General features: G+C 65.4%; 18 protein-coding genes and 2 pseudogenes. 11 read left to right on the top strand and 9 right to left on the bottom strand.

Going from position 1 to position 19,902, the window contains the following annotated elements; genetic code table 11:
* The first annotated feature begins 2 nt into the window (after positions 1-2).
* The 4 genes from PMN64_RS19985 to PMN64_RS20000 are packed head-to-tail and all read left to right on the top strand — an operon-like array spanning position 3 to position 3,646.
* Complete coding sequence (locus tag PMN64_RS19985; RefSeq protein WP_304495366.1) at positions 3-797, top strand: ABC transporter substrate-binding protein; 795 nt, start codon at positions 3-5, stop codon at positions 795-797.
* Between the two features lie 8 nt (positions 798-805).
* The gene (locus PMN64_RS19990) at positions 806-1,471 is read left to right on the top strand and encodes an amino acid ABC transporter permease (protein WP_411781849.1); all 666 of its coding nucleotides are present in this window, start codon (positions 806-808) and stop codon (positions 1,469-1,471) included.
* Positions 1,458-2,714 carry a M20/M25/M40 family metallo-hydrolase gene (locus tag PMN64_RS19995; protein WP_411781850.1) on the top strand — a complete coding sequence of 419 codons (1,257 nt, stop codon included), beginning with the start codon at positions 1,458-1,460 and terminating at the stop codon, positions 2,712-2,714. The genes PMN64_RS19990 and PMN64_RS19995 overlap by 14 nt, the downstream gene beginning before the upstream one ends.
* Positions 2,711-3,646, top strand: a complete 936-nt coding sequence (locus tag PMN64_RS20000) for an arginase family protein (protein WP_083715059.1) — start codon at positions 2,711-2,713, stop codon at positions 3,644-3,646. The genes PMN64_RS19995 and PMN64_RS20000 overlap by 4 nt, the downstream gene beginning before the upstream one ends.
* A gap of 63 nt (positions 3,647-3,709) precedes the next feature.
* Here PMN64_RS20000 and PMN64_RS20005 read toward each other — a convergent pair whose 3' ends face one another.
* The 3 genes from PMN64_RS20005 to PMN64_RS20015 form a co-directional block, all read right to left on the bottom strand.
* Complete coding sequence (locus PMN64_RS20005; RefSeq protein ID WP_411781851.1) at positions 3,710-4,936, bottom strand: GGDEF domain-containing protein; 1,227 nt, start codon at positions 4,934-4,936, stop codon at positions 3,710-3,712.
* A 107-nt stretch (positions 4,937-5,043) separates the two neighbouring features.
* Entirely contained in the window at positions 5,044-6,597 is a 1,554-nt protein-coding gene (locus tag PMN64_RS20010; protein WP_411781852.1) for an AMP-binding protein, read from the bottom strand.
* A gap of 28 nt (positions 6,598-6,625) precedes the next feature.
* Entirely contained in the window at positions 6,626-8,410 is a 1,785-nt protein-coding gene (locus tag PMN64_RS20015; RefSeq protein ID WP_411781853.1) for an extracellular solute-binding protein, read from the bottom strand.
* 334 nt (positions 8,411-8,744) lie between these two features.
* Between PMN64_RS20015 and PMN64_RS20020 the strand changes: the two genes are divergently transcribed.
* Entirely contained in the window at positions 8,745-9,575 is an 831-nt protein-coding gene (locus PMN64_RS20020) for an invasion associated locus B family protein (RefSeq protein ID WP_028340693.1), read from the top strand.
* A gap of 340 nt (positions 9,576-9,915) precedes the next feature.
* The gene (locus PMN64_RS20025) at positions 9,916-11,190 is read left to right on the top strand and encodes an MFS transporter (RefSeq protein ID WP_411781854.1); all 1,275 of its coding nucleotides are present in this window, start codon (positions 9,916-9,918) and stop codon (positions 11,188-11,190) included.
* A 47-nt stretch (positions 11,191-11,237) separates the two neighbouring features.
* Here the strand turns inward: PMN64_RS20025 and hspQ are convergent, their stop codons facing one another.
* On the bottom strand, positions 11,238-11,570 hold the full coding sequence (gene hspQ / locus PMN64_RS20030; protein WP_021081543.1) for a heat shock protein HspQ: 333 nt from the start codon (positions 11,568-11,570) through the stop codon (positions 11,238-11,240).
* A 121-nt stretch (positions 11,571-11,691) separates the two neighbouring features.
* On the opposite strand from hspQ, the gene PMN64_RS20035 reads away from it, so the two are divergent.
* The gene (locus PMN64_RS20035) at positions 11,692-12,645 is read left to right on the top strand and encodes an AEC family transporter (protein WP_016845765.1); all 954 of its coding nucleotides are present in this window, start codon (positions 11,692-11,694) and stop codon (positions 12,643-12,645) included.
* 12 nt (positions 12,646-12,657) lie between these two features.
* Here PMN64_RS20035 and PMN64_RS20040 read toward each other — a convergent pair whose 3' ends face one another.
* On the bottom strand, positions 12,658-13,842 hold the full coding sequence (locus PMN64_RS20040; RefSeq protein WP_411781855.1) for a UbiH/UbiF family hydroxylase: 1,185 nt from the start codon (positions 13,840-13,842) through the stop codon (positions 12,658-12,660).
* Positions 13,843-13,975: 133 nt separating this feature from the next.
* Between PMN64_RS20040 and pcsA the strand changes: the two genes are divergently transcribed.
* The 3 genes from pcsA (at position 13,976) to PMN64_RS20055 (ending at position 16,560) form a co-directional block, all read left to right on the top strand.
* A complete protein-coding gene (gene pcsA / locus PMN64_RS20045; RefSeq protein ID WP_304495374.1) occupies positions 13,976-14,704 on the top strand; it encodes a phosphatidylcholine synthase in 729 nt (242 codons plus the stop codon).
* The gene (locus tag PMN64_RS20050) at positions 14,701-15,426 is read left to right on the top strand and encodes a TerC family protein (protein WP_411781856.1); all 726 of its coding nucleotides are present in this window, start codon (positions 14,701-14,703) and stop codon (positions 15,424-15,426) included. Before pcsA ends, PMN64_RS20050 begins: the two co-directional genes overlap by 4 nt.
* Positions 15,427-15,585: 159 nt before the next feature.
* Positions 15,586-16,560, top strand: a complete 975-nt coding sequence (locus PMN64_RS20055; RefSeq protein ID WP_026192759.1) for a quinone oxidoreductase family protein — start codon at positions 15,586-15,588, stop codon at positions 16,558-16,560.
* A gap of 93 nt (positions 16,561-16,653) precedes the next feature.
* Here the strand turns inward: PMN64_RS20055 and PMN64_RS20060 are convergent, their stop codons facing one another.
* A complete protein-coding gene (locus PMN64_RS20060) occupies positions 16,654-17,850 on the bottom strand; it encodes an acetylornithine transaminase (RefSeq protein ID WP_411781857.1) in 1,197 nt (398 codons plus the stop codon).
* Positions 17,851-18,055: 205 nt separating this feature from the next.
* Between PMN64_RS20060 and PMN64_RS20065 the strand changes: the two are divergent.
* Positions 18,056-18,293 (top strand): annotated as a pseudogene (locus PMN64_RS20065) (DUF3606 domain-containing protein).
* 356 nt (positions 18,294-18,649) lie between these two features.
* On the opposite strand, the gene PMN64_RS20070 reads toward PMN64_RS20065, so the two are convergent.
* From PMN64_RS20070 to PMN64_RS20080, 3 genes and pseudogenes are all read right to left on the bottom strand, one after another.
* The gene (locus tag PMN64_RS20070) at positions 18,650-18,859 is read right to left on the bottom strand and encodes a hypothetical protein (protein ID WP_245288817.1); all 210 of its coding nucleotides are present in this window, start codon (positions 18,857-18,859) and stop codon (positions 18,650-18,652) included.
* Positions 18,860-19,094: 235 nt separating this feature from the next.
* Positions 19,095-19,412, bottom strand: a complete 318-nt coding sequence (locus PMN64_RS20075; protein ID WP_411781858.1) for a hypothetical protein — start codon at positions 19,410-19,412, stop codon at positions 19,095-19,097.
* 398 nt (positions 19,413-19,810) lie between these two features.
* A pseudogene (locus tag PMN64_RS20080) lies at positions 19,811-19,902 on the bottom strand (heat-shock protein); the annotation flags it as partial.

Here is a 19,902-nt window from a genome sequence, read left to right on the forward strand (position 1 = left end):
TCATGCCAAATCTGCGCCGACTTGCCTTCGTTTGCGCGCTCTTTCTCTCGATGACGCCGGCGGCTGCCCAGCAGACGCAGTCGCGCCTCTACGAGATCACCAAGAGCGGGGTACTCAGGGTCTGCATCTGGCCCATGTACTATTCGATTTCGTTCCGCAATCCGGATAGCGGACAACTCGAGGGGATCGACATCGACCTCTCCAAGGAGCTCGCAAAGGACATGGGCGTGAAGCTGGACTATGTGGAGACCAGCTTTGGCAGTTTCATCGCCGACCTGCAGGCCAACAAATGCGATCTCGGCATGTTCGGCGTCGGGGCGACGATGAAGCGTGCGCAGGCCGTCGCGTTCTCGGACCCGTATCTGACGAGCGGCGTCTATGCCGTCGTGCGCAAGGGCGGCCCGATCACATCCTGGGCGGATATCGACAAGCCGGGCGTCAACGCCGGCGTCTCGCTCGGCAGCTATGTCGAGAACTTCATGCGGTCCTACTTCAAGAACGCCAAGACCGTCGCGGTTGCACCTCCGGCCACGACCCCGGCTGAGCTGATGGCGCAACGCGTCGACGTCGTCATGACCGATTATCCGGCCTCGATCAAAATGAATGCCCAGTTCGACTGGACCACAACGGTGGCGCCGCCGGAAAACCTGTCCGTGACGCCGTACGCGTACGTCATGAACCAGGGTGACCAGATCTGGCTGAACTACGTGAACCTGTTCGTTCGCACCATCAAGCTCGACGGCCGGCTCAAGGCCGCCGCCGAGAAGAACAAGCTCGGACCGATCGTCGCGCCCTGAGACATCAGATGCAAAGCTACAGCTTTCGCTGGGACGTCATCCCGAACAATCTGGGTTTTCTTGCCTCCGGCATGGAAATGACCCTGTTCATTTCAATTGTCACGCTCGTGGTGGCGACCCTGTTGGGGCTCGTCATCGCGATCATGCAGATGTCCCGTTTCCGCTTCGCGCGCATCATCGCGCTTTCGGTCGGCGAAATCGTCCGCAATACGCCAATCCTCGTGCAACTGCTATGGGTCTATTACGTGCTGCCGATCGTCTTCAATGTGAGGATCGATGCGCTGGCCGCGTCGATCCTCGGTCTCTCGCTCTATTCGGCGGTGTTCATCTCCGAGGTCTTCAGAGCGGGTATCCAGACCGTTCCGGTCGGGCACCGCGAAGCGGCGCAGGTGCTCGGCCTGACGCCCGCGCAAAGCTTTGTGCGGATCGTTGGCCCGCAGGCGATTCGCAGCGTGCTGCCACCGCTGGCCGCCAATTTCGTCCAGCTCATCAAATATTCCTCGCTTGCGTCCGTGGTGTCGGTCGGCGAGGTCACGCGGCGCGGCATGGAGTTGTCGTCGTCGACGTTCAGGCCGCTGGAAATATTCACCTTCATCGCGGTGCTGTATTTCGCGATCTGCTGGCCGCTCACCCACTCAATCCGCATATGGGAAGCGCGCCTTGCACGACGTTGATCAAGTTCGCCGCGCGGTTTCGAGCGATCGGACCAGCCAGGTCGTCGAGCTGGCGATGCGGCTGATCGGAGTGCCGTCGCCGAATCCGGACGGTGACACGCGCGCCGTGGCGGCGCTGGCGGCCGATCTTCTCAGGGCGCATGTGCCTGGCGTTGCGGTTGAGCTGCATCCGGGGACAGCCGAGATCGTCAACGTCGTCGCGCGGATCAAGGGCCATGCCCCCGGCCGCCGCATCGTGTTCAACGGCCATCTCGACACCTATCCGTTGGGCGAGCGGATGAGCTGGTCGGTCAATCCCGACGGAGAGGTCGCAGGCGGCCACCTTTACGGCCGCGGCGCTGCCGACATGAAGGGCGGCATTGCGGCATCGATGGCCGCGATGGCCGCATTGGCCGAGCAGCGCGAGGCATGGGCGGGAGAGGTGGTGCTGACGCTCGCCGGCGACGAGGAAAGTATGGGTCCGTACGGGACCAAATACCTGCTCGACCAGGTCCCCCATGCCAGCGGCGACGCCGTGATCATTGGCGACGCCGGTTCACCGATGGTGCTGCGCTTCGGCGAAAAGGGATTTCTCTGGATCGAGATCGAGGCGGAGGGCAGCGCGGCGCACGGCGCGCACGTCCATCTCGGCATCAATGCGATCGATCGCTTGCGCGAAGCGCTGGACAGAGTGAGTGAGCTGCGCAGCCTGGCGGTTGCGATGCCGGTCAATGTCGCCGACGCCATCCGCCGTGCAAGGCCTGTCTCCGAACCGCTGTGCGGCGCCGGCGAAGCCGACGTCCTGTCGAGCGTCACGGTCAACATCGGAACGGTGAGTGGCGGTTCGTCACCGAATCTGGTGCCGAGCCAGGCGCGAGCTGCCATCGACCTGCGTCTGCCGGTCGGCGTCACGTCGGAAGCTGTTCTCTCACTGTTGCGGGAGGTGCTCGATCTGCCCGGCATCACATGGCGCGTGTTGCGCTGCTTCGAACCCAATCACACCGGCCCCGGTGACGAGATCGTCACGCGCTGCGCAACTGCGGCGACGGACATCATCGGCAGGGCGCCGGCGATCAACATGCGCGTCGGCGGCTCCGATGCGCGCTGGTTTCGAATGGCCGGAATCCCGACGGTGGTCTATGGGCCGACTCCTCACAACATGGGCGCGCCGGATGAGTACGCTGACATCGCCGAACTGGCGACCGTCTCCCGCGTGCACGCGCTGACCGCTTTCGACATGCTGACAAGAGAGAACAGAAAATGAGCGACGTGGCGGCTTTCGTGGGTCCGGAAACATTCATGGGATTGCCGGCGGGGTTGCCGCGGCCGGGCAGCCGCGCTGCCGTGCTCGGCGTGCCGTTCGACTGCGGCACGCATCCGTTCCGTGTCGGCGCCCGGCAAGGTCCGCTGGAAGTCCGGCGGGAGTCGCGGCTCATTCGGCGCTATCATCCGTCGCTCGCCGACGTCGATGTGCTGTCATTGCTGGGTGCAGTCGATGCCGGCGATGTTGCCTTGGTGCCGGGACGCATCGAAGACGCCTTTGTCAAGATCGAGGCTGCCGCCGGTCGGATTCTCGAGCTTGGCGCGGTGCCTGTCGGGATCGGCGGCGACGGTTCGGTCTCGCTTCCGCTGATGCGCGCCGCCGCCCGGTATCACAAGGATCTCGTCGCGCTGCATATCGACAGCCATACCGATGCATATCCGTATACGCCCGACGATCGGTACAATGCGGCCACGCAGTTCACCAACGCGGCGCAGGAAGGCGTGGTGAACGCCGGCCGATCCTGGCACATCGGCGTGCGCGGATTCACCTATTGCCCGGGTGTGCTCGAACATACGCGGTCGCTCGGATTTCGTGTCGTCACGATCGAGGAGCTGATGCGGCGCGGTTTCGCGCAGACCGTCGCGGAATTCAGCCAGGTCGTCGGCGCGCGACCGGTCTATCTGTGCTGGGACATGGATGTGTTCGATCCATCAGTCGCTCCCGGGGTATGCACGCCCGCCTGGGGAGGCCTGTCGGCCCGCGAGGGGATCGAATTGCTGCGCAGCCTTTCAGGCTTGAATATCGTCGCGATGGATTTCAACACGGTCAGCCCGCCACAGGACGTTCAGGGGATGGCCGCGCAGCTCTGCGCCCATATGATCATGGAGGCTCTCGTGCTGCTTGCCGCGGGCATGGGGTTGTTGCCGGACTGAAATCGCAGCGGCTTGATGGGGTATGCTGCGCCGGCGATGACCGTGCCCTAAAATCCGCGGGCCTTACGACGCCGCGCGCTCCGGCGTTCCGAACAGGCGCCCGAGCAAGGAGATCGCGGAATCGCCCGGCATCAGCGTTGCGACGCTGACGGCGGGCTCGGCACGCGTGTCGCGGCGGCCGTTCTGGGTGTGGCGCATCACGCTGGCCAAGCGCCGCGTGATCGCCTGCGCATTGCGCAGGTCGGTTCCGGCGAACGCAACGACGAGCGAGCGGTCGTCGTGCACCGCGCCGAAATCGGCCTGGCGCATCAGCCGGCTGATGATCCGCGCGCCGTCGAATTGCGCGCGCGGCTGCGTGTCGTCGAAGGTGAACCGCGCCACCGAGAGCGCGCCGCCGCGCTCGGCGGTCTGGTAGACGGCGGTCGCGAAGTCGCGCTCGAACGCGGCCTTGGTGAGCAGGCCGGTGCGCGCGTCGATCAGGCCCTTGGCGTCGATCGCCTTCAGCATGCGGCCGAGCCGCGCCTCGAAGGCATGCTGGCGGATCATCGGCAGCGCCATGTCGGCGATGCGCGTCGGCCCGGCCGTGACGATCTCGAGATTGGGCAGCTCGTATCGCGGCGTCAGCTCGCCCGAGGCGACGATCACGGGCAACGGGCGGAAGCGGACATCCTCGGTCAGCACGGTCAGGAACGCATCCATCACCCGCGGCGTGAATCCTTCCGCCAGCACGATGCCGTCGATATCGCGGCTCGAGAGATGCTTGGCGGCGGCCTCGATGCTGAGCGCGCCGACCACGCCGGCGCGCTCGCCGAGCGCGACCGACAGCGTCGGGTAGGCGCCGCCGCGGCCGATCAACAGCGCGGTGGCCTCTCCGATCGGATCGATGTCAGACAGGGCGATCGGTACCGGCGGCACCAGGCGGCGCATCACGGTGGCATGCAGGCCGCGAACGCGTAAGGACGCATTGAGCCGGGCGACCAGCCGATCCGGCAGACCCTTGTTCTGGAAGAATGCGATCACGGTGTCGGGCAGGGTGGTCGCAGGATCGACCGCGATCAGCGGCAGATACGGCGCGCGGGCGGCGGCGCGCTTGGCGAGACCCGACAGGGTGACGAAGTCGACGCCCTCGGCGGCCGCGATGATCGCTGCCGGCTTGACCTGCTCGATGGCCCGTCCGGCCTCGTTCCAGTCGCTGACCACGACCGGAAACAGTTTCGTCTCATCGAGGACTGCGGCAAACGACGGCTTTGTCGACGCCGATACGATGAGGACCGGACCTTGTTGGGACATTCGAACGCTCGAAACCAATGCTTAAGATCAGCAAACGGCTGCGATGCTAGTTCGCATGGCTTAATGCGGCGTCAACACAATGATAAGACTAACGCAATGATAAGATTTTAACTCACCCCGGCGCCGCCACGGTCGCGAAATGCTTCGACCATCAAGGGGTTAAGCCCAAGTTCCGTGAGGGCGTCGCGGGCGCGCGCATTGTCCTGCGCCCGTCCGGCCAGCCGGTGGCCGCTGAGACGGTCCGGTAATGCCGTGAGCAGCGCACCCTGGCCGAGGCGGCGCGACCACTCCTGGAGCTCCTGGGCAAGGAAGCGGTAGCCGCCGACCGTCATTACCCCCGACGGCGGCGCGGTGATGTTGATGGCCCCGGTCGCGCGATCGACCCGTGCAGCATATTCGGTGTCGACGAAATCGCGCGGCGGCGGCGCAATCAGGCTGTCGCCGGGCGGAGGCGGCGGCGCATAGGCGGCGACCGGCACCATCGGGCCGCGCAGGCCGAGCGTGCCCTTCGGCGTCAGCAGGATCTCGCCGGCGATCGATGCGCCGGGCGCTTCGCGCGGCGCGCTGTGCGGCCCCGGCTTGATCAGGGCCGGCGATCCGTCCTCGGCGGTGCGGCGGGCGCCGAACAGCCCGGCCTCGCCGAACAGATAGACGTCGGTCATGGTCACCGGCCGCGAGGTCCAGTGCGCACTGGAGGCAACCTGCTCCGGCGTGCGCCAGAGGCCGATCACGTTGCGCAGGCTGGGCAGGCGCTCCGACAGGCCGCGTTCGTCGAGCCGCAGCGCGAGCTGCGCCGGCGCGATCAGCGTGTTGCAGGCGTGATCGTTGAACTGGGTCTCGAACGCGTCCTCGTCGAACGGGTGGTGCAGCACCAGCGTTCCGCCCGACAGCAGCCAGGTCACCAGCGACGCGCAGATGCCGGCGAACGACATCGGCGCGAACGCCGACATGATGGTGGCGCCTGGCGGCAGATCGCTCTCCAGCGACATCGCGAGCCCGCCGGCGATCAGGCCGAAATGCGCGCGCGGCACCGGACGAAGACCGTCGCTGGTGACATCGAAGGAGATCAGCGCCGGCTTGCGGCCGTCCTCGATCATCGGGCGCGAGGCCCGGGAGTCCTCCAGGATCGCCTGGTCGAGCGAGGCCATGCCTTCGGGCAGATCGCTCCCGAAGCCGCAGACATGGCGGATCGAGAAGGCTTCCGCCGCGGCGTTCATGGCGATGTCGGCATAGGAGACGCCGTCGATCCGGCCGCAGCTGACGATCGCCCGCGCCGCGGTGCGGTTGAGCACGGACGTCAGCTCGGCCTGCCGCCACAGCAGCGGCAGCGGCACCACCACCAGGCCGACCCGATGCGCGGCGAGGACCGTGAGGGCGAATTCAACCGTGCCGGGCAGCTGCACGGCGATCACCGTGTTGGCCGGCAACCCGCTCTGGACGAAGTGGGCGGCGATCGCCGAGATCGCGCGGTCGGCCTGGGCGTAGGTCAGGCGCTTGCGGGTCTGTCCGGTGATGCGCTGCTTGTTGAGCGGGTCGACCAGCGCCAGCGCCTCGGGCTGCCGCGCCAAGGTGCGCTTGAACAGGGTATCGAGCGTTGGCGAGGTGATCGACTGGTTCACGGGTTCAACGTCGGTTGCATCGCTTCGGTCGGACCAGATCATGCCGCGTCGGGTCGCATCACTCGGCCAATCATCTGGATTGCGGGCCGGGCTTCTGCCACCAGGTCTCCGGCAGGTAGCCCGTCAACGCCGTGGTCGAAGGCCGTTCTATCCGATTCCAGCGCGCGATCCATTGCTCTCCCAAGTTAAATAGGGGGATAGCGTAGAAGCCCGACATCAGGGCCCGGTCCAGCGCCCGTACCGCCGAGACGAAGGCCGGCCGCTCGCGCGCCGCGAGCAGCGCCGCGATCATGGCGTCGATGGCGGGATCCTTGGCGCCCATGTAATTCCTTGTGCCCGGCACATCGGCGGCCTGGCTGCCCCAGTAAAACCACTGCTCGTTGCCCGGCGACAGCGACTGGTCCCAGCGGATGGGGATCATGTCGAAGTCATAGCCGACCCGGCGCTGCTCGAACTGCACCGCGTCGACCACCCGCACCGCGGCTTCGATGCCGGCCCGCTTCAGGTCACGCTGATAGGCGAGGGCGATCCGCTCATGCTCGCGCGTCGTCACCAGGATCTCGATCCGCAGCGGTGTCCCTGTCGACCGCTGCTTCAAGACGGTGCCGTCGAGCGCGTAACCCGCCTCGGCGAGCAGCGCGAGCGCACTGCGCAGAAGGCTGCGGTCGCGCCCCGACCCGTCGGTGACCGGCAGACGATAGCGGCCGTCGAGGATATCGGGCTGGATGTGCGACAGGTATGGCTTGAGCAGCTCGCGCTCGCGATCGTCGGCGGGGCGGCCATAGGCGGACAGATCTGATCCGGCGAAGAAACCGCCGGCGCGCGAGAACAGTCCGAAATAGTAGTTGCGGTTGACCCATTCGAAATCGAACAGCATCGCCAGTGCCTGACGCACCCGCAGGTCGGCGAATTTCGGCCGCCGGCTGTTGAACACCAGAAATTCGGACGGCCGCGGCGTGCCGATCTTGATGGTGTCGCGGATCACCTCGCCGTTGCGCGCCGCCGGGAAGTCATAGCCGTCGTGCCAGCGCAGCGGCTCGGTCTCGGTCCGGAAATCATACAGGCCGCGCTTGAAGGCCTCGAACATGCCGTTGGCCTCGCGGTAGTAATCGAGCCTGATCTCGTCGAAGTTCCAGAGGCCGCGGTTGATGGGCAGGTCGCGGCCCCAATAATTGGGATCGCGCGTGAAGGTGACGCTGGCGCCGGGCTTGACCGCCGTCACGCGGTAGGGGCCGGACCCGATCGGCGGGGCCAAGGTCGTTTCCTCGAATTTTTCGGGGTCGATGGCGTGCCGCGGCAGGACCGGCATCAGGCCGAGGATCAGCGGCAATTCGCGATCCGCCACGCCGCCGAAATCGAACCGGACCGCGAGCGGGTCGAGCGCCTCGGCCTTTGCGACTTTCGAATAATACTGACGGTGCATCGGACGGCCGTGGTCGCGCAGCAGCGCCAGCGAGAACAGCACGTCGTCGGCGAGTACTGGCTGTCCATCCGAGAAGCGGGCGCGGGGATCGATGTGGAATGTCACATAGCTTCTGGCGTCGTCGGTCTCGACGCTGCGCGCGAGCAGGCCGTACAGCGTGAACGGCTCGTTGTTGCCCCGCGCCATCAGGCTTTCGTAGACATAACCGCGCTCATAGCCGTAGCCCCTGACCTGCTGCACGGCGACGCCCCTGATGATCATCGGATTGAGGCTGTCGAAGGTGCCGATCACGCCCTGGATCAGGCGGCCGCCCTTGGGAGCGTCGGGATTGGCATAGGGCAGGTAGGTAAAGTCGGGTGGTAGCGCGGGGGCGCCATGCATCGCGATCGCGTGGCTCTCGGCGGCCGCCGCAGGGGCCAGCCCGCTCGTCATGCATCCCAAGACCAGCCATCCCAAGGCCAGCCAGATCGCGGCCAATGCGGCGCGCCAAGTGTGCCCGGGAACACGTGCGTGAGGCGCCGGATTTGATTCGCGAAACGTCACGTCCAAGGGTTTATCACAGGCCGCTGAAACCCGCCGGGAGATGGGCGCAAATACGCTTGTCGGCATTGATCTTTCCGCGCGCCGCTGTATTGAAGGCGTGCAATTCGAAGGCGGGAACGCCTGTCACGTATCCGCCTCAATTGACTAGGAGACAGCCGCCCAAACGGCTATGTGTCGGCGCCTGCAGCGGTTTCGGGCTTCCGTTCAGAAAGGGTTTTCCGCAATGAATTTCCGTATCTTGGCCGCCCCGGTCCGGCCGCATGGGCGAATTGTTGCCCTGATGGCGGCGACGGCATTCTCTGCAGCGCTCCTGGTTCCTGCCGCTCGGGCCCAGCAGCCGGCAGCGCCGGCGCCTGCGGCACCGAAGGCTGCGCCCAAGGCGGCACCCAAGGCAGCTCCGAAGGCTCCGGCAGCCCAGGCGCCCGCCCAAGCACCGGCCGCCGGCCAGCCGCCCGCTGCGGCCGCCCAGCCGCCGGCGCAGGATCAGCAGATCCAGCTGATCTACGCCCCCTGGACCAAGTTCTGCCTGAAGGGCCAGGAAGCCAACGCCAAGCAGGTCTGCTTCACCGGCAAGGACGGCCGCATCGAGTCCGGCCAGCCGGTGATTGCCGCCGTGATCATCGAGCCGGAAGGCGAGCCGAAGAAGATCCTGCGCGTCACGCTGCCGCTCGGCATGCAGCTCGTGCACGGCACCCGCATCATCGTCGACGGCAACCCGCCGCAGCAGGCGCCCTATGTGATCTGCTTCCAGAACGGCTGCATGTCCGACTATGAAGCAACGCCCGAGCTGATCGCCAACATGAAGAAGGGCCAGAACCTCGTGGTCCAGGCGATCAATTCCAACGGCGCGCCGCTGACGCTGCCGCTGCCGCTCAACACCGAATTCGCCAAGGCCTATGACGGCCCGCCGACCGATCCGAAGGTGTTCGAGGAAAACTCGAAGAAGCTGCAGGAAGAGTTGCAGAAGCGCGCCGAAGAGCAGCGCAAGAAGCTGGAAGGCGCGGGCGGTGGCTCCGCGCAGGCTCCGGCACCGGCCAATCCGGCGGCCAAGTAAACACTTCAGTCACGCGTTCAAGAAAACGCGAGATCATCGCGATCAAAAGGCGTCCGGAAGGGCGCCTTTTTTTGTCATGCGAAACAGACTGGCTGCTGGCAGCCTGCTGCGCTGGTGATCGCGCAGATCGTGTGCGATGGTTGTCGAAGGGTGCTTCGATTGCGTCGCGCGATGAGCGCGCATCGTTCGTGCCTCGTCCGGACAAGTCCGGCGTCGAAGCACAATCATAAATCCGATACGGGAGGCCAGACGAAAGCGCGGACAGCGCCTTCGATGCGCAAATCTGCGCGTGGTTCTTCCGCGAATCCTGGCCGCCGTTCGCAGTCATGGAAGTCGCGCAATGTCCCAGCAAGTCAGCACGCAGCGGCGCGAACCGCGCTCCCGGCCTCCGGAACGGCCGACCGGCCGCCCTTCGGTCGATGCTGGCGTTCGCGTTGGCCAGGACAACATCCCCCGAGCGTTTCATCCCGGCATCGTCCATCTCGCGCTGGCGATGGGCGGGTTCGCGATCGGCATCGCCGAATTCGCGACCATGAGCCTGTTGCCGTTCTTCGCCCACGATCTGCACGTCAGCGAGCCCCAGGCCGGTCACGCGATCAGCGCCTACGCGCTCGGCGTCGTCGTCGGTGCGCCGGTCATCGCGGTGCTGTCGGCGCGCATGACGCGGCGGACGCTGCTGATCGCGTTGATGGGCTTCTTCGCGCTGATGAACGGCCTTTCGGGGCTCGCGCCCGATTATCACACCATGCTGGCGCTGCGCTTCATGGCGGGGCTGCCGCACGGCGCTTATTTCGGCATCGCCATGCTGGTCGCAGCCTCGCTGGTCCCGATCGACAAGCGCACGGCGGCGGTCGGCCGCGTGCTGCTGGGGCTCACCATCGCGACGACGATCGGCGTTCCGCTCGCCAACGGGGTCGGGCAGGCAATTGGCTGGCGCTGGGCCTTCGCGATCGTTGCCGGCCTCGCGCTCTTGACCGCGATCCTGGTCCTGATCTTCGCCCCGCGTGATGCCGCCAACAGCAAGGCGAGCCCGCTGCGTGAACTGTCGGCACTCGGGCGCAAGCATGTCTGGCTGACGCTGGCGATCGGCGCCATCGGTTTCGGCGGACTGTTCTCGGTCTACACCTATCTGGCGTCGACCATGCTGGCGGTGACCCACACCTCGCCCGCGCTGGTGCCGGTCACGCTGTGCGTGTTCGGCGCCGGCCTCACCGCCGGCAACATCATCGTGCCACGCTTTGCCGACCGCGCGCTGATGGCAACCGCAGGCGGGCTCCTGCTGTGGTCGGCGGCGACGCTCGCGCTCTATCCGCTGGCGGCAGGAAATTTCTGGACGCTGACCGCCGATGTGTTCCTGATCGGGCTGGGCGGGGCGCTCGCCACCGTGTTGCAGACCCGGCTGATGGACGTCGCGGGCGAGGCACAGAGCCTCGCCGCCGCGCTCAACCACTCCGCCTTCAACGTCGCCAATGCGCTGGGGCCGTGGCTCGGCGGGATGGCGGTTGCCGCGGGTTATGGCTGGACGTCGACCGGCCTCGTCGGCGCGGGGCTGGCGCTGGCGGGCTTTGTCGTCTGGGCGATCGCGGTGGCATTGGCCAAGCGCGAGGGGGTGTGAGCGTGGCAGCGCGAACGCCGCGGCATTCGCCGGACAGCCGCCGAACCTCAGTTCAGCGACGGGTTGCGCGGACGATAGCCGCCCGATTTGTCCTTGATGAAGATCTCTGCCACCTGCGAATGCCGGATCGGCTCGCCCGACTCGTCGGGCAAGAGGTTCTGCTCCGAGACATAGGCGACGTACTCGGTCTCCGAGTTTTCCGCGAGCAGATGGTAGAACGGCTGGTCCTTGTGGGGCCGCATGTCCTCGGGGATCGACAGCCACCATTCCTCGGTGTTGTTGAACTCCGGGTCGATATCAAAAATCACGCCCCGGAAGGAGAACACCCGGTGACGGACGATCTGCCCGATCTGAAACTTGGCGGTGCGCGCTTTGATCATGGCTCGTCGATAGACCAACATTGTGGCCGATGCTAGGGGCTAAGGTCCGAATTAACCCGCGCTTTACCGATTCCAGCCCTGCAAAAACGACCCGAAATCCGGCCGAGAAACTACTTTCAGAATGATCGATATCCTCAATCTGGCGTTGCCGTATTTCGGCTTGATCTTCATCGGTTACGCGTGCGGCAAGGCCAAGGGTTTGCCCGAGAGCGGGCTCGCCTGGATGAATTTCTTCCTGCTTTACGTTTCGTTGCCGGCGCTGCTGTTCGGGATCATGTCCAAGACGCCGTTTGCGGAGCTGAACAACCCGCCATTCCTGATCGCCACCACGCTCGGAACCGTGCTCGCGTTCTTCCTGGCGATGGTCGCGGGCAAGGTGATCGGCGGGCTCACGCTGCGCGAGGCGACGCTGGCCGGCCTGTCGGGCGCCTACGGCAATATCGGTTACATGGGGCCTGGCCTCGCGCTCGCCGTGCTCGGTGCCAAGGCGGCGGCGCCGACCGCGCTGATCTTCTGCTGCGACAGCATCTTCCTGTTCTCGATCGTGCCGCTGCTGATCGAGCTCACCGACCGCGACCATCCCTCGCTGCTGCACGCACTTGGCGTGGTGCTGCGGCAGATCGTGCAGAACCCGCTGATCATGTCGGCCGTGTTCGGGGCGCTGGTCGCGGCGTTTCACATCCCGATCCCGGTCGCGCTCGATCGCACCATCCAGTTCCTGGAAAACGCCGCCGCGCCGACTGCGCTGTTCGTGCTCGGCATCACGGTGGCGCTGCGTCCGTTCGAGCGGGTGCCGTGGGAGGTCCCGGGCGTGGTCGCGATCAAGCTTTTGATCCATCCGCTGCTGGCGTTCGGCCTGATGCTGCTGTTCGGCCCGTTCGCGCAGCCTTGGGCTGCGACAGCGGTGCTGATGGCTTCGCTGCCGCCGGCGCTCAACGTGTTCGTGATCGCGCGGCAGAACGACACCTGGATCGAGCCGGCCTCGGTCGCGGTGCTGATCGGCACCTTCGCCTCGGTGGTCACGCTGACCAGCGTGATGTGGTTCATCCAGAGCGGACGGCTGGTGTTTCCCTAACGTACGCCGTTCTCACCGCCGCCACGACGGCGCGAGGCCCTCGCGCATCGCTAGTCGCCGCAACGGGCCGAATGCGCCGAGCAGATGCAGGCCGGCAGCACGCGCCGTCTGCATGCCGAGGAAATCGCTCAGCAGCGACCGGTTGGCGATGTCGATCGCCCAGGTCCGGCTGGCGACATCGGGGCGCCGCGCCGCCTGGTAGCGCCACAGCACATTGGGCGCGCCGGGATCTTCGCCACGACCGATCGCCTGGCCCGTGATCTCGGCGATATCGGCGGCATCGCGCAGTCCCATATTGAGACCCTGCGCGCCGATCGGCGGCAGCACATGCGCGGATTCCCCGACCAGCGCGATCCGGTCCTTGGCGAATTGCCGCGGCCGCTCGATCGCGAGCGGAAACACGTGACGGCCGCCCTGGACTTCGACGCGGCCGAGGATCGAATGCGATTGCCGCTCGGCGGCGAGGGACAATTCGTCGTCGCCGAGCGCCATCAGCCGCTCGGCCTCCTTGGGCGCCGAGACCCAGACCACGCTGCTTCTGACGCCGCTGAGCGGCACGAACACGCAGGGGCCGTGCTCGGTGTGGAACTCGGTCGAGATGTTCTGGTGCGGGCGGGTATGGGTGATGTTGAAGGTGAGGGCGGACTGCCCGAGGTCGCGGCTCGTCACCGCGATGCCGGCGGCCTCGCGGGACAGTGAATTGCGCCCGTCGGCACCGACCACGAGCCGGGCCTGAAGCGACTGGCCCTGCCGCGTCACCACGGTGATCGTGGCATCGTCCGGCCGCACCGAGGCGGCCTCATCGTCGAACCGCGTCAGCGCGGACAGTTCTCCGGCGCGGTCCTCGAGCGCGGCGACCAGCGAGCGGTTGTCGATGTTGAAGCCGAATTGCTCGCGGCCGATCTCGTCGGATGAGAAGCGCACCTCGGGCGCACGGATCAGGCGGCCGGTGTCGTCGACGAGGCGCATGGTCTTGAGTGCCGCCGATCGGTCGCTGCAGCGTCGCCAGACGTCGAGCCGCTCCAGGATATCGGTCGAGGCGCCGAGGAGCGCGGTGGTCCGGTTGTCGGCATAGGGCGCGCGGCGCGCCAGCAGCGCGGTCCGTGCACCTGCCTCGGCAAGGGCAATCGCAGCCGTCAATCCGGCCGGACCGCCGCCTATTACGATAACGTCATAATCCAGCGAGCTGTCGGTCATATCAGGACATTTGACATGCTTGGCCCGATTTTCAAGCCATCGGTAACCACCAAGAGTTTCCAACGCTTTGCGCGGCGGAACGCCGCAAGACCGCACATGCAAACCGGTCCGATTCCTGATAGCACTTCGGCCGATGGAGCATTCGAGCCAGCCCGATGCGTTGCCAGAACGGATGCGGACCGCCGCATTCTCCGTTCATATTTTCACGGCGCTCGGCGCCGGGGTCGCGCTGCTGGCGATGCTGGAGGCGGTGCGCGAGCACTGGGCCAACATGTTCGCCTGGCTCGGGGTCGCGCTGATCATCGACGGGATCGACGGCCCGCTGGCGCGCCGGCTCGACGTGGTGCGGCTACAGCCGAACTGGTCGGGCGAGGTGCTCGACCTGGTGGTTGATTTCGTCACCTATGTGTTCGTGCCGGCCTATGCGATCACCGCGAGCGGCATGCTGCTGCCGCTGGCCGCGCCGATCCTCGGCATCGGCATCGTGGTCTCCAGCGCGCTGTATTTCGCCGACCGCCGCATGAAGGCCGATGACAACCATTTCCGCGGCTTCCCGGCGCTGTGGAATGCGGCGGCGTTCTATCTGTTCCTGCTGCACCTGCCGCCGGTGCTGTCGACGATCGTGGTCGCGGCCCTGATCGCGCTGACCTTCGCGCCGTTCCACGTGCTGCACCCGCTGCGTGTGGTGCGGCTGCGCTGGCTGACGCTGTGGCTGCTCTTCGCATGGGCGCTGCTCGGCATGTACACGCTCGCCAACGACTTCGTGGTGGGAGCTCCGATCACCTTCGGGCTCTGCGCCATCGCCGCCTACATCATCGGCAGCGATACCGTGATCCGCCGGATGAAAGCCTTCAGAGCATGATGCAATTGATCACCAGCCCGGAAGCCTGGGCGGCGCTGTTGACCCTGACTGCGCTCGAGATCGTGCTCGGCATCGACAACGTGATTTTCCTGTCGGTGATCGTGTCGCGGATCCCGCCGGCACAGGCCAAGCGCGCGCGGCAGATCGGCCTGCTGCTGGCGCTGGTGTTCCGCATTCTGCTGCTCTCGATCCTGGTCTGGCTGATCGGGCTGACCCAGCCGGTGATATCAGTGAAGGACGTCGAGCTGTCGTGGCGCGACATCATCCTGATCGGCGGCGGCCTGTTCCTGATCGCGAAAGCGACCCACGAGATCCACGGCGAGGTCGAGGCACGCGAGGCGGAAGCCGACGACAGGCCGAGCGCCAGCGCGTTCTTCTGGGTGATCGTGCAGATCATCATCATCGACCTGGTGTTCTCGCTGGACTCGATCATCACCGCGATCGGCATGGCGCAGGACATCGAGATCATGGTCGCTGCGGTGGTGATCGCCTGCGCCATCATGTACATCTCGTCGGGACCGGTGGCGCGGTTTGTCGCGGAGCACCCGACCACCAAGATGCTGGCGCTGGCCTTCCTGGTGCTGATCGGCGTGGCGCTGGTGGCCGACGGATTCAAATTCCACATTCCGCGCGGCTACATCTATTTCGCGATTGCCTTCTCGGCCGCCGTCGAGGCGTTCAACGTCATGGCCAAGCGCAACCGCAGGAAGCCGGCGCGCTAATGGGCATGGTCTCCGCGCAAACGCTGCGCGTTTGTCGCGAGGGAAAACCGCTTCGCACTTTTCCGGACCATGCCGTAGCCGGTTCCGGCCCGCTTGGTTGACAAGCCGGCCGCGATGGCATTCGCTCGCTTGACGCTGATATCTGAGGGGAGCGACGACATGACCAAGGCTGTGCGCGTGCACCAGGTGGGGGGCCCGGAAGTCCTGACCTATGAGGACGTCGAGGTGGGCGCGCCGGGGACCGGCGAGGTCCGGATCCGCCAGCATGCGGTCGGTCTGAATTTCATCGACGTCTATTTCCGCACCGGCCTCTACAAGGCGCCCGGCCTGCCGTTCATCGCCGGCAATGAGGCTGCAGGCGAGGTGTTGGCCGTGGGTCCGGGCGTGACCAATTTCCACCCCGGCGACCGCGTCGCTTATTACTACAATCTCGGGGGCTACGCGTCCGAGCGCGTCATCCCGGCCGACAAGCTCGTCAAACTGCCCGACCACATCACCTACGAGCAGGGCGCCGTGCTGATGCTCAAGGGACTCACGGTCTGGTATCTCTTGCACAAGACCTTCAAGGTCGAGCAGGGCCATCGCGTGCTGATCCACGCCGCGGCGGGTGGCATCGGGCTGCTCGCCTGCCAATGGGCGCGGGCGCTCGGCGCGCATGTCATCGGTACCGTCGGCTCGAAGGCGAAGGCCGATCTCGCGCTCGCCAATGGCTGCGATCACGTCATCCTCTACAATGAGGAGAACTTCGTCGAACGCGTCAAGCAGATCAGCCGCGGCGAGCTCTGCGACGTCGTCTATGACGGCGTCGGCAAGACCACGTTCCCGGGATCGCTGTCCTGCCTCAGGCCGCGCGGCCTGTTCGTCTCCTTCGGCAACGCGTCGGGTCCGGTGCCTCCGTTCCCGCTCGCCGAGCTCAACAACCACGGCTCGCTGTTCGCGACGCGGCCCAAGCTCAACGACTATGTCGGCACCCGCAAGGAATTGCTCGAAGGCGCCGACACGCTGTTCGCCGCCGTGATCAACGGCAAGCTGCACGTGCCGATCAACCACGCCTATGCGCTGAAGGATGCTGCCAAGGCGCATATCGACCTGGAGAGCCGGGCGACCACCGGCGCAGCGATCCTGCGGCCGTAGGCAGATCGTCATTCCGGGGCGATGCGTAAGCATCGAACCCGGAATCTCGAGGTTCCGGGTTCACGCTTCGCGTGCCCCGGAACGACAGTTGAACTACGCCACCCGGCGCGCAGCGCCGACCTTGGTCAGCACCGTATCCAGGCAGTCGATGACCAGGGAAATCTCCTCCCGCGTCACGTTCAGCGCCGGCATGAAGCGCAGCGTGTCCGGCTGCGGCGAGTTGATCAGCACGCCGGCCGCGAACGCCTCGGCAACCACGGCCGCGCCGATCGGCATCTTGAGGTCGAGCGCCAGCAGGAGGCCGCGCCCCCTGATCTCGCCGAGACCGTGCCGCGACGACAGCCGCTGCAATTCGCGCTCGAGCAAAAGGCCGGCATCGACGACCGATTTCAGGAAATCGGGCTTTCCGATCTGATCGAGCACGACAAGCCCCGCGGCGCACATCAGTGGATTGCCGTTGAAGGTGCCGCCCTGATCGCCGTGATCGAAGCACGAGGCATGCTCGGTCGCGAGCAGGGCCGCGAGCGGCACGCCGCCGCCGATGCCCTTGCCGAGCGTCATGATGTCGGGTTCGATCCCGGCGTGCTGATAGCCGAACAGCTTTCCGGTCCGGCCGATGCCGGTCTGGATCTCGTCGACAATGAGCAGCAGGCCGCGCTGCTGGGTCAGCGCCCGCAACTCCTTCAAAAACTCATCCGTCGCGGGCCAGACGCCGGCCTCGCCCTGGATCGGCTCCAGCATGACCGCGACCGTCGACGACGAGATCAACTTTCGCACCGACTCGATGTCGTTCAGCCTGGCCTTGCGGAAGCCCGGGACCTTCGGCTCGAACAGGGGCTCGAACGCCTTCTTGCCCGAGGCCGACATGGTCGCGAGCGTGCGGCCGTGGAAGCCGCCTTCGAAGGTGATGATCTCGTGGGCGCCATTCTTGTACTTGGCGCCGAATTTCCGCGCGAGCTTGATCGCGCCTTCATTGGCCTCCGCGCCCGAATTGGCAAAGAACACCTGGTCGAAGCAGCTGTTGTCGACCAGCAGCTTTGCCAGTTTCAGGCTCTGCTCGTTGTAGAACGCGGGGCTTGGCGTGAGCAGCCGTCTGGCCTGCGCGGCCAGCGCGTCGGCCACGATGACCGGCGAGTGGCCGAGAGGGTTCACGGCCCAGCCCTGCACGAAGTCGAGATAGCGGTTGCGGTTGCTGTCCCACAAATACGAGCCGGCGCCGCGCACGAACACGACCTCGGGGCGAGCGGTGATGTCCATCAGCGCATCGAACGGAGGGGTAGCATTGGTCATGTCGTTCTCCTCTGGGGTCGGTGTTGGGAAAGGGCAGGCCGAAAAGCGAGAAGGCCGCGCTTTGGGGGCGCGGCCTTCTCGAAAACCTTGGCTGATTTATAAGATCAGCGATGGCGTCGGACACGGCGCAGCCCAGCATCGTCGCGGGTGCGACGACGGCAGATGGCGCGGCGGTGGGTCCGGTTCAGCTTCATGGCGCACGGCCATACAGCGAGAGGGGCGGAGGTGTCAAGCGCCGACCGCGCCTCATTCGACGGGCATAGCGCGCGTCGCCGGCGGGCAGGATTACGAGGTGCGCTACGAGGCGAAGAAAACCCGGAAGTCGGCAGCGTCAGTGAAGAAGGCCGTCAAAGAAGGTCGGCACCAGCCGCAAGCGAGTTGAGCGCCGGCTCGGGTCGGCGATAAGGAAGACGTTAGGAACGGTACCTTCGACGCGTCGTTAGCAATGCGCTGCTCCTCGGCAGAGCGGCATTGGACGAATGAACGTGCCCCGGGTCTTGTCCCCGAAGACCCGGGGCACATTCGCGACCATTTCCATTGGACCGTCGCCTTGGACAGGAAAAAGCGGAAATTTGTCTCGCCGAGATTCACACGAGTTATTTCCGGAACTGGATGTCGTTGGGATGATCCGGGCAACAGGGCGCGTGATTTTCATTTCGTGTTTTTTCAGCCCTAGAACGACGACCGCTGCTTCTCGGTGAACAGCGGATCGGCGATCCAGCTTGGCCCCAGCATGATCCGGATGCTGGGGCCACTTCTTCAGGGTGAGTGAGGCGGCTTTGTCGCCCCCTCACTGTCGTCACCAATCGGTTCTTAGTTGATAACGATGCTTCAATCTGAACGCCGCGGCTTCCGCGGCGTGCTGGATTCGGTTGAGATCGGCGCCGTCCCTGACCGTCGCATGAAGACTCCAATCCGCGCTCGCTGGAATGACTTCCACATGGCACACATATTCACCGCCGGGAAAACTGCGAATCTCGCGCAGCGCGATCAACTCCAGGTCCTTCACCGATATTGGCGTTCTCATGCCGTCTAAGCCTTGCCGCCCACGTTGCCTTGAACGGTAACTGATCAGGCCGCTTGGGCTGGCCGAGCGAGATCAGCAAGCAGCCGTTCCAGGTTTCGCTTCTCTTCTTCGATCCTTTTCGCGAATGTCTCCCGCTCCTGTTCCGATTCGGCTGTGTCCAACAAAAACTGATAGTGACTAATTACCTTCTGGCTTCCACGTATCAGAAATTGCGTACTCATGGTGAGGCCCCTTCCGATCGACTGGCTGTGCCGCCGAGTGGTGGCCGTTCATGGACGAGAAGGGGAATCTGAGCCGCCAGACTTTCCATCGCCGACGATTCCTCGGACAGACGTCGTTCGATAAAGTTGCGCTCGAGGTCGCTCAGCTGTGTGCTGAGTAGCCATCGATACCGCTGGATGTTGTTGCGATGCGCCCGAAGCTGTTCGAGCTGGCGGTCGACGATCTCGCGCTTTTCTTTTGCCGAGACATGCCGGGCGCACCAGCGGGCGTCGATCCTGTCCACGATATGTTTCGGAAGGTTGATGTTGTTCACGTCACCCTCCTAAGCGGCTAGCGGATGCGCGGTTGAACGAAGACGACGGGGTCTACCTCCCGGCGGATGATGAGGATCGCTGTCGAGACGGCATAAGGCGTCGAGAATGGCCTCGAGCCTGACCGGTGATCGTAGATCCCGTGGCGCCCGTAAGCCTGGATGGCTAGGAACCGCGGCAGCGTCAGACGCCCATGACGCCAAGAGCGCGCGTTTTTCTTCCGTGGTTAGGGACAGATCCGCCAAGACATCTCGGGGATGCTTAAACCGCGCCTCATTGCGGTCAGATACATTCAGGGAAATGACATTCGCGGTCGTCGGCCGCATGTTTGCCTCCGTTCCAAGACGAGAATTGATGATCGAAGCCGCGTGCGGGAGATCCGGACGCGACTTCGCGGCTGTCAGGCTGCAGCGGGCTCGAGCTGTTGCGGCCGGCTCGGCTGCGAGTTGATCGCGATCCGCCGCGGCTTCATGGCTTCCGGAATTTCGCGCG

The organism is Bradyrhizobium sp. UFLA01-814, assembly GCF_046718885.1.
Lineage (GTDB): Bacteria > Pseudomonadota > Alphaproteobacteria > Rhizobiales > Xanthobacteraceae > Bradyrhizobium > Bradyrhizobium elkanii.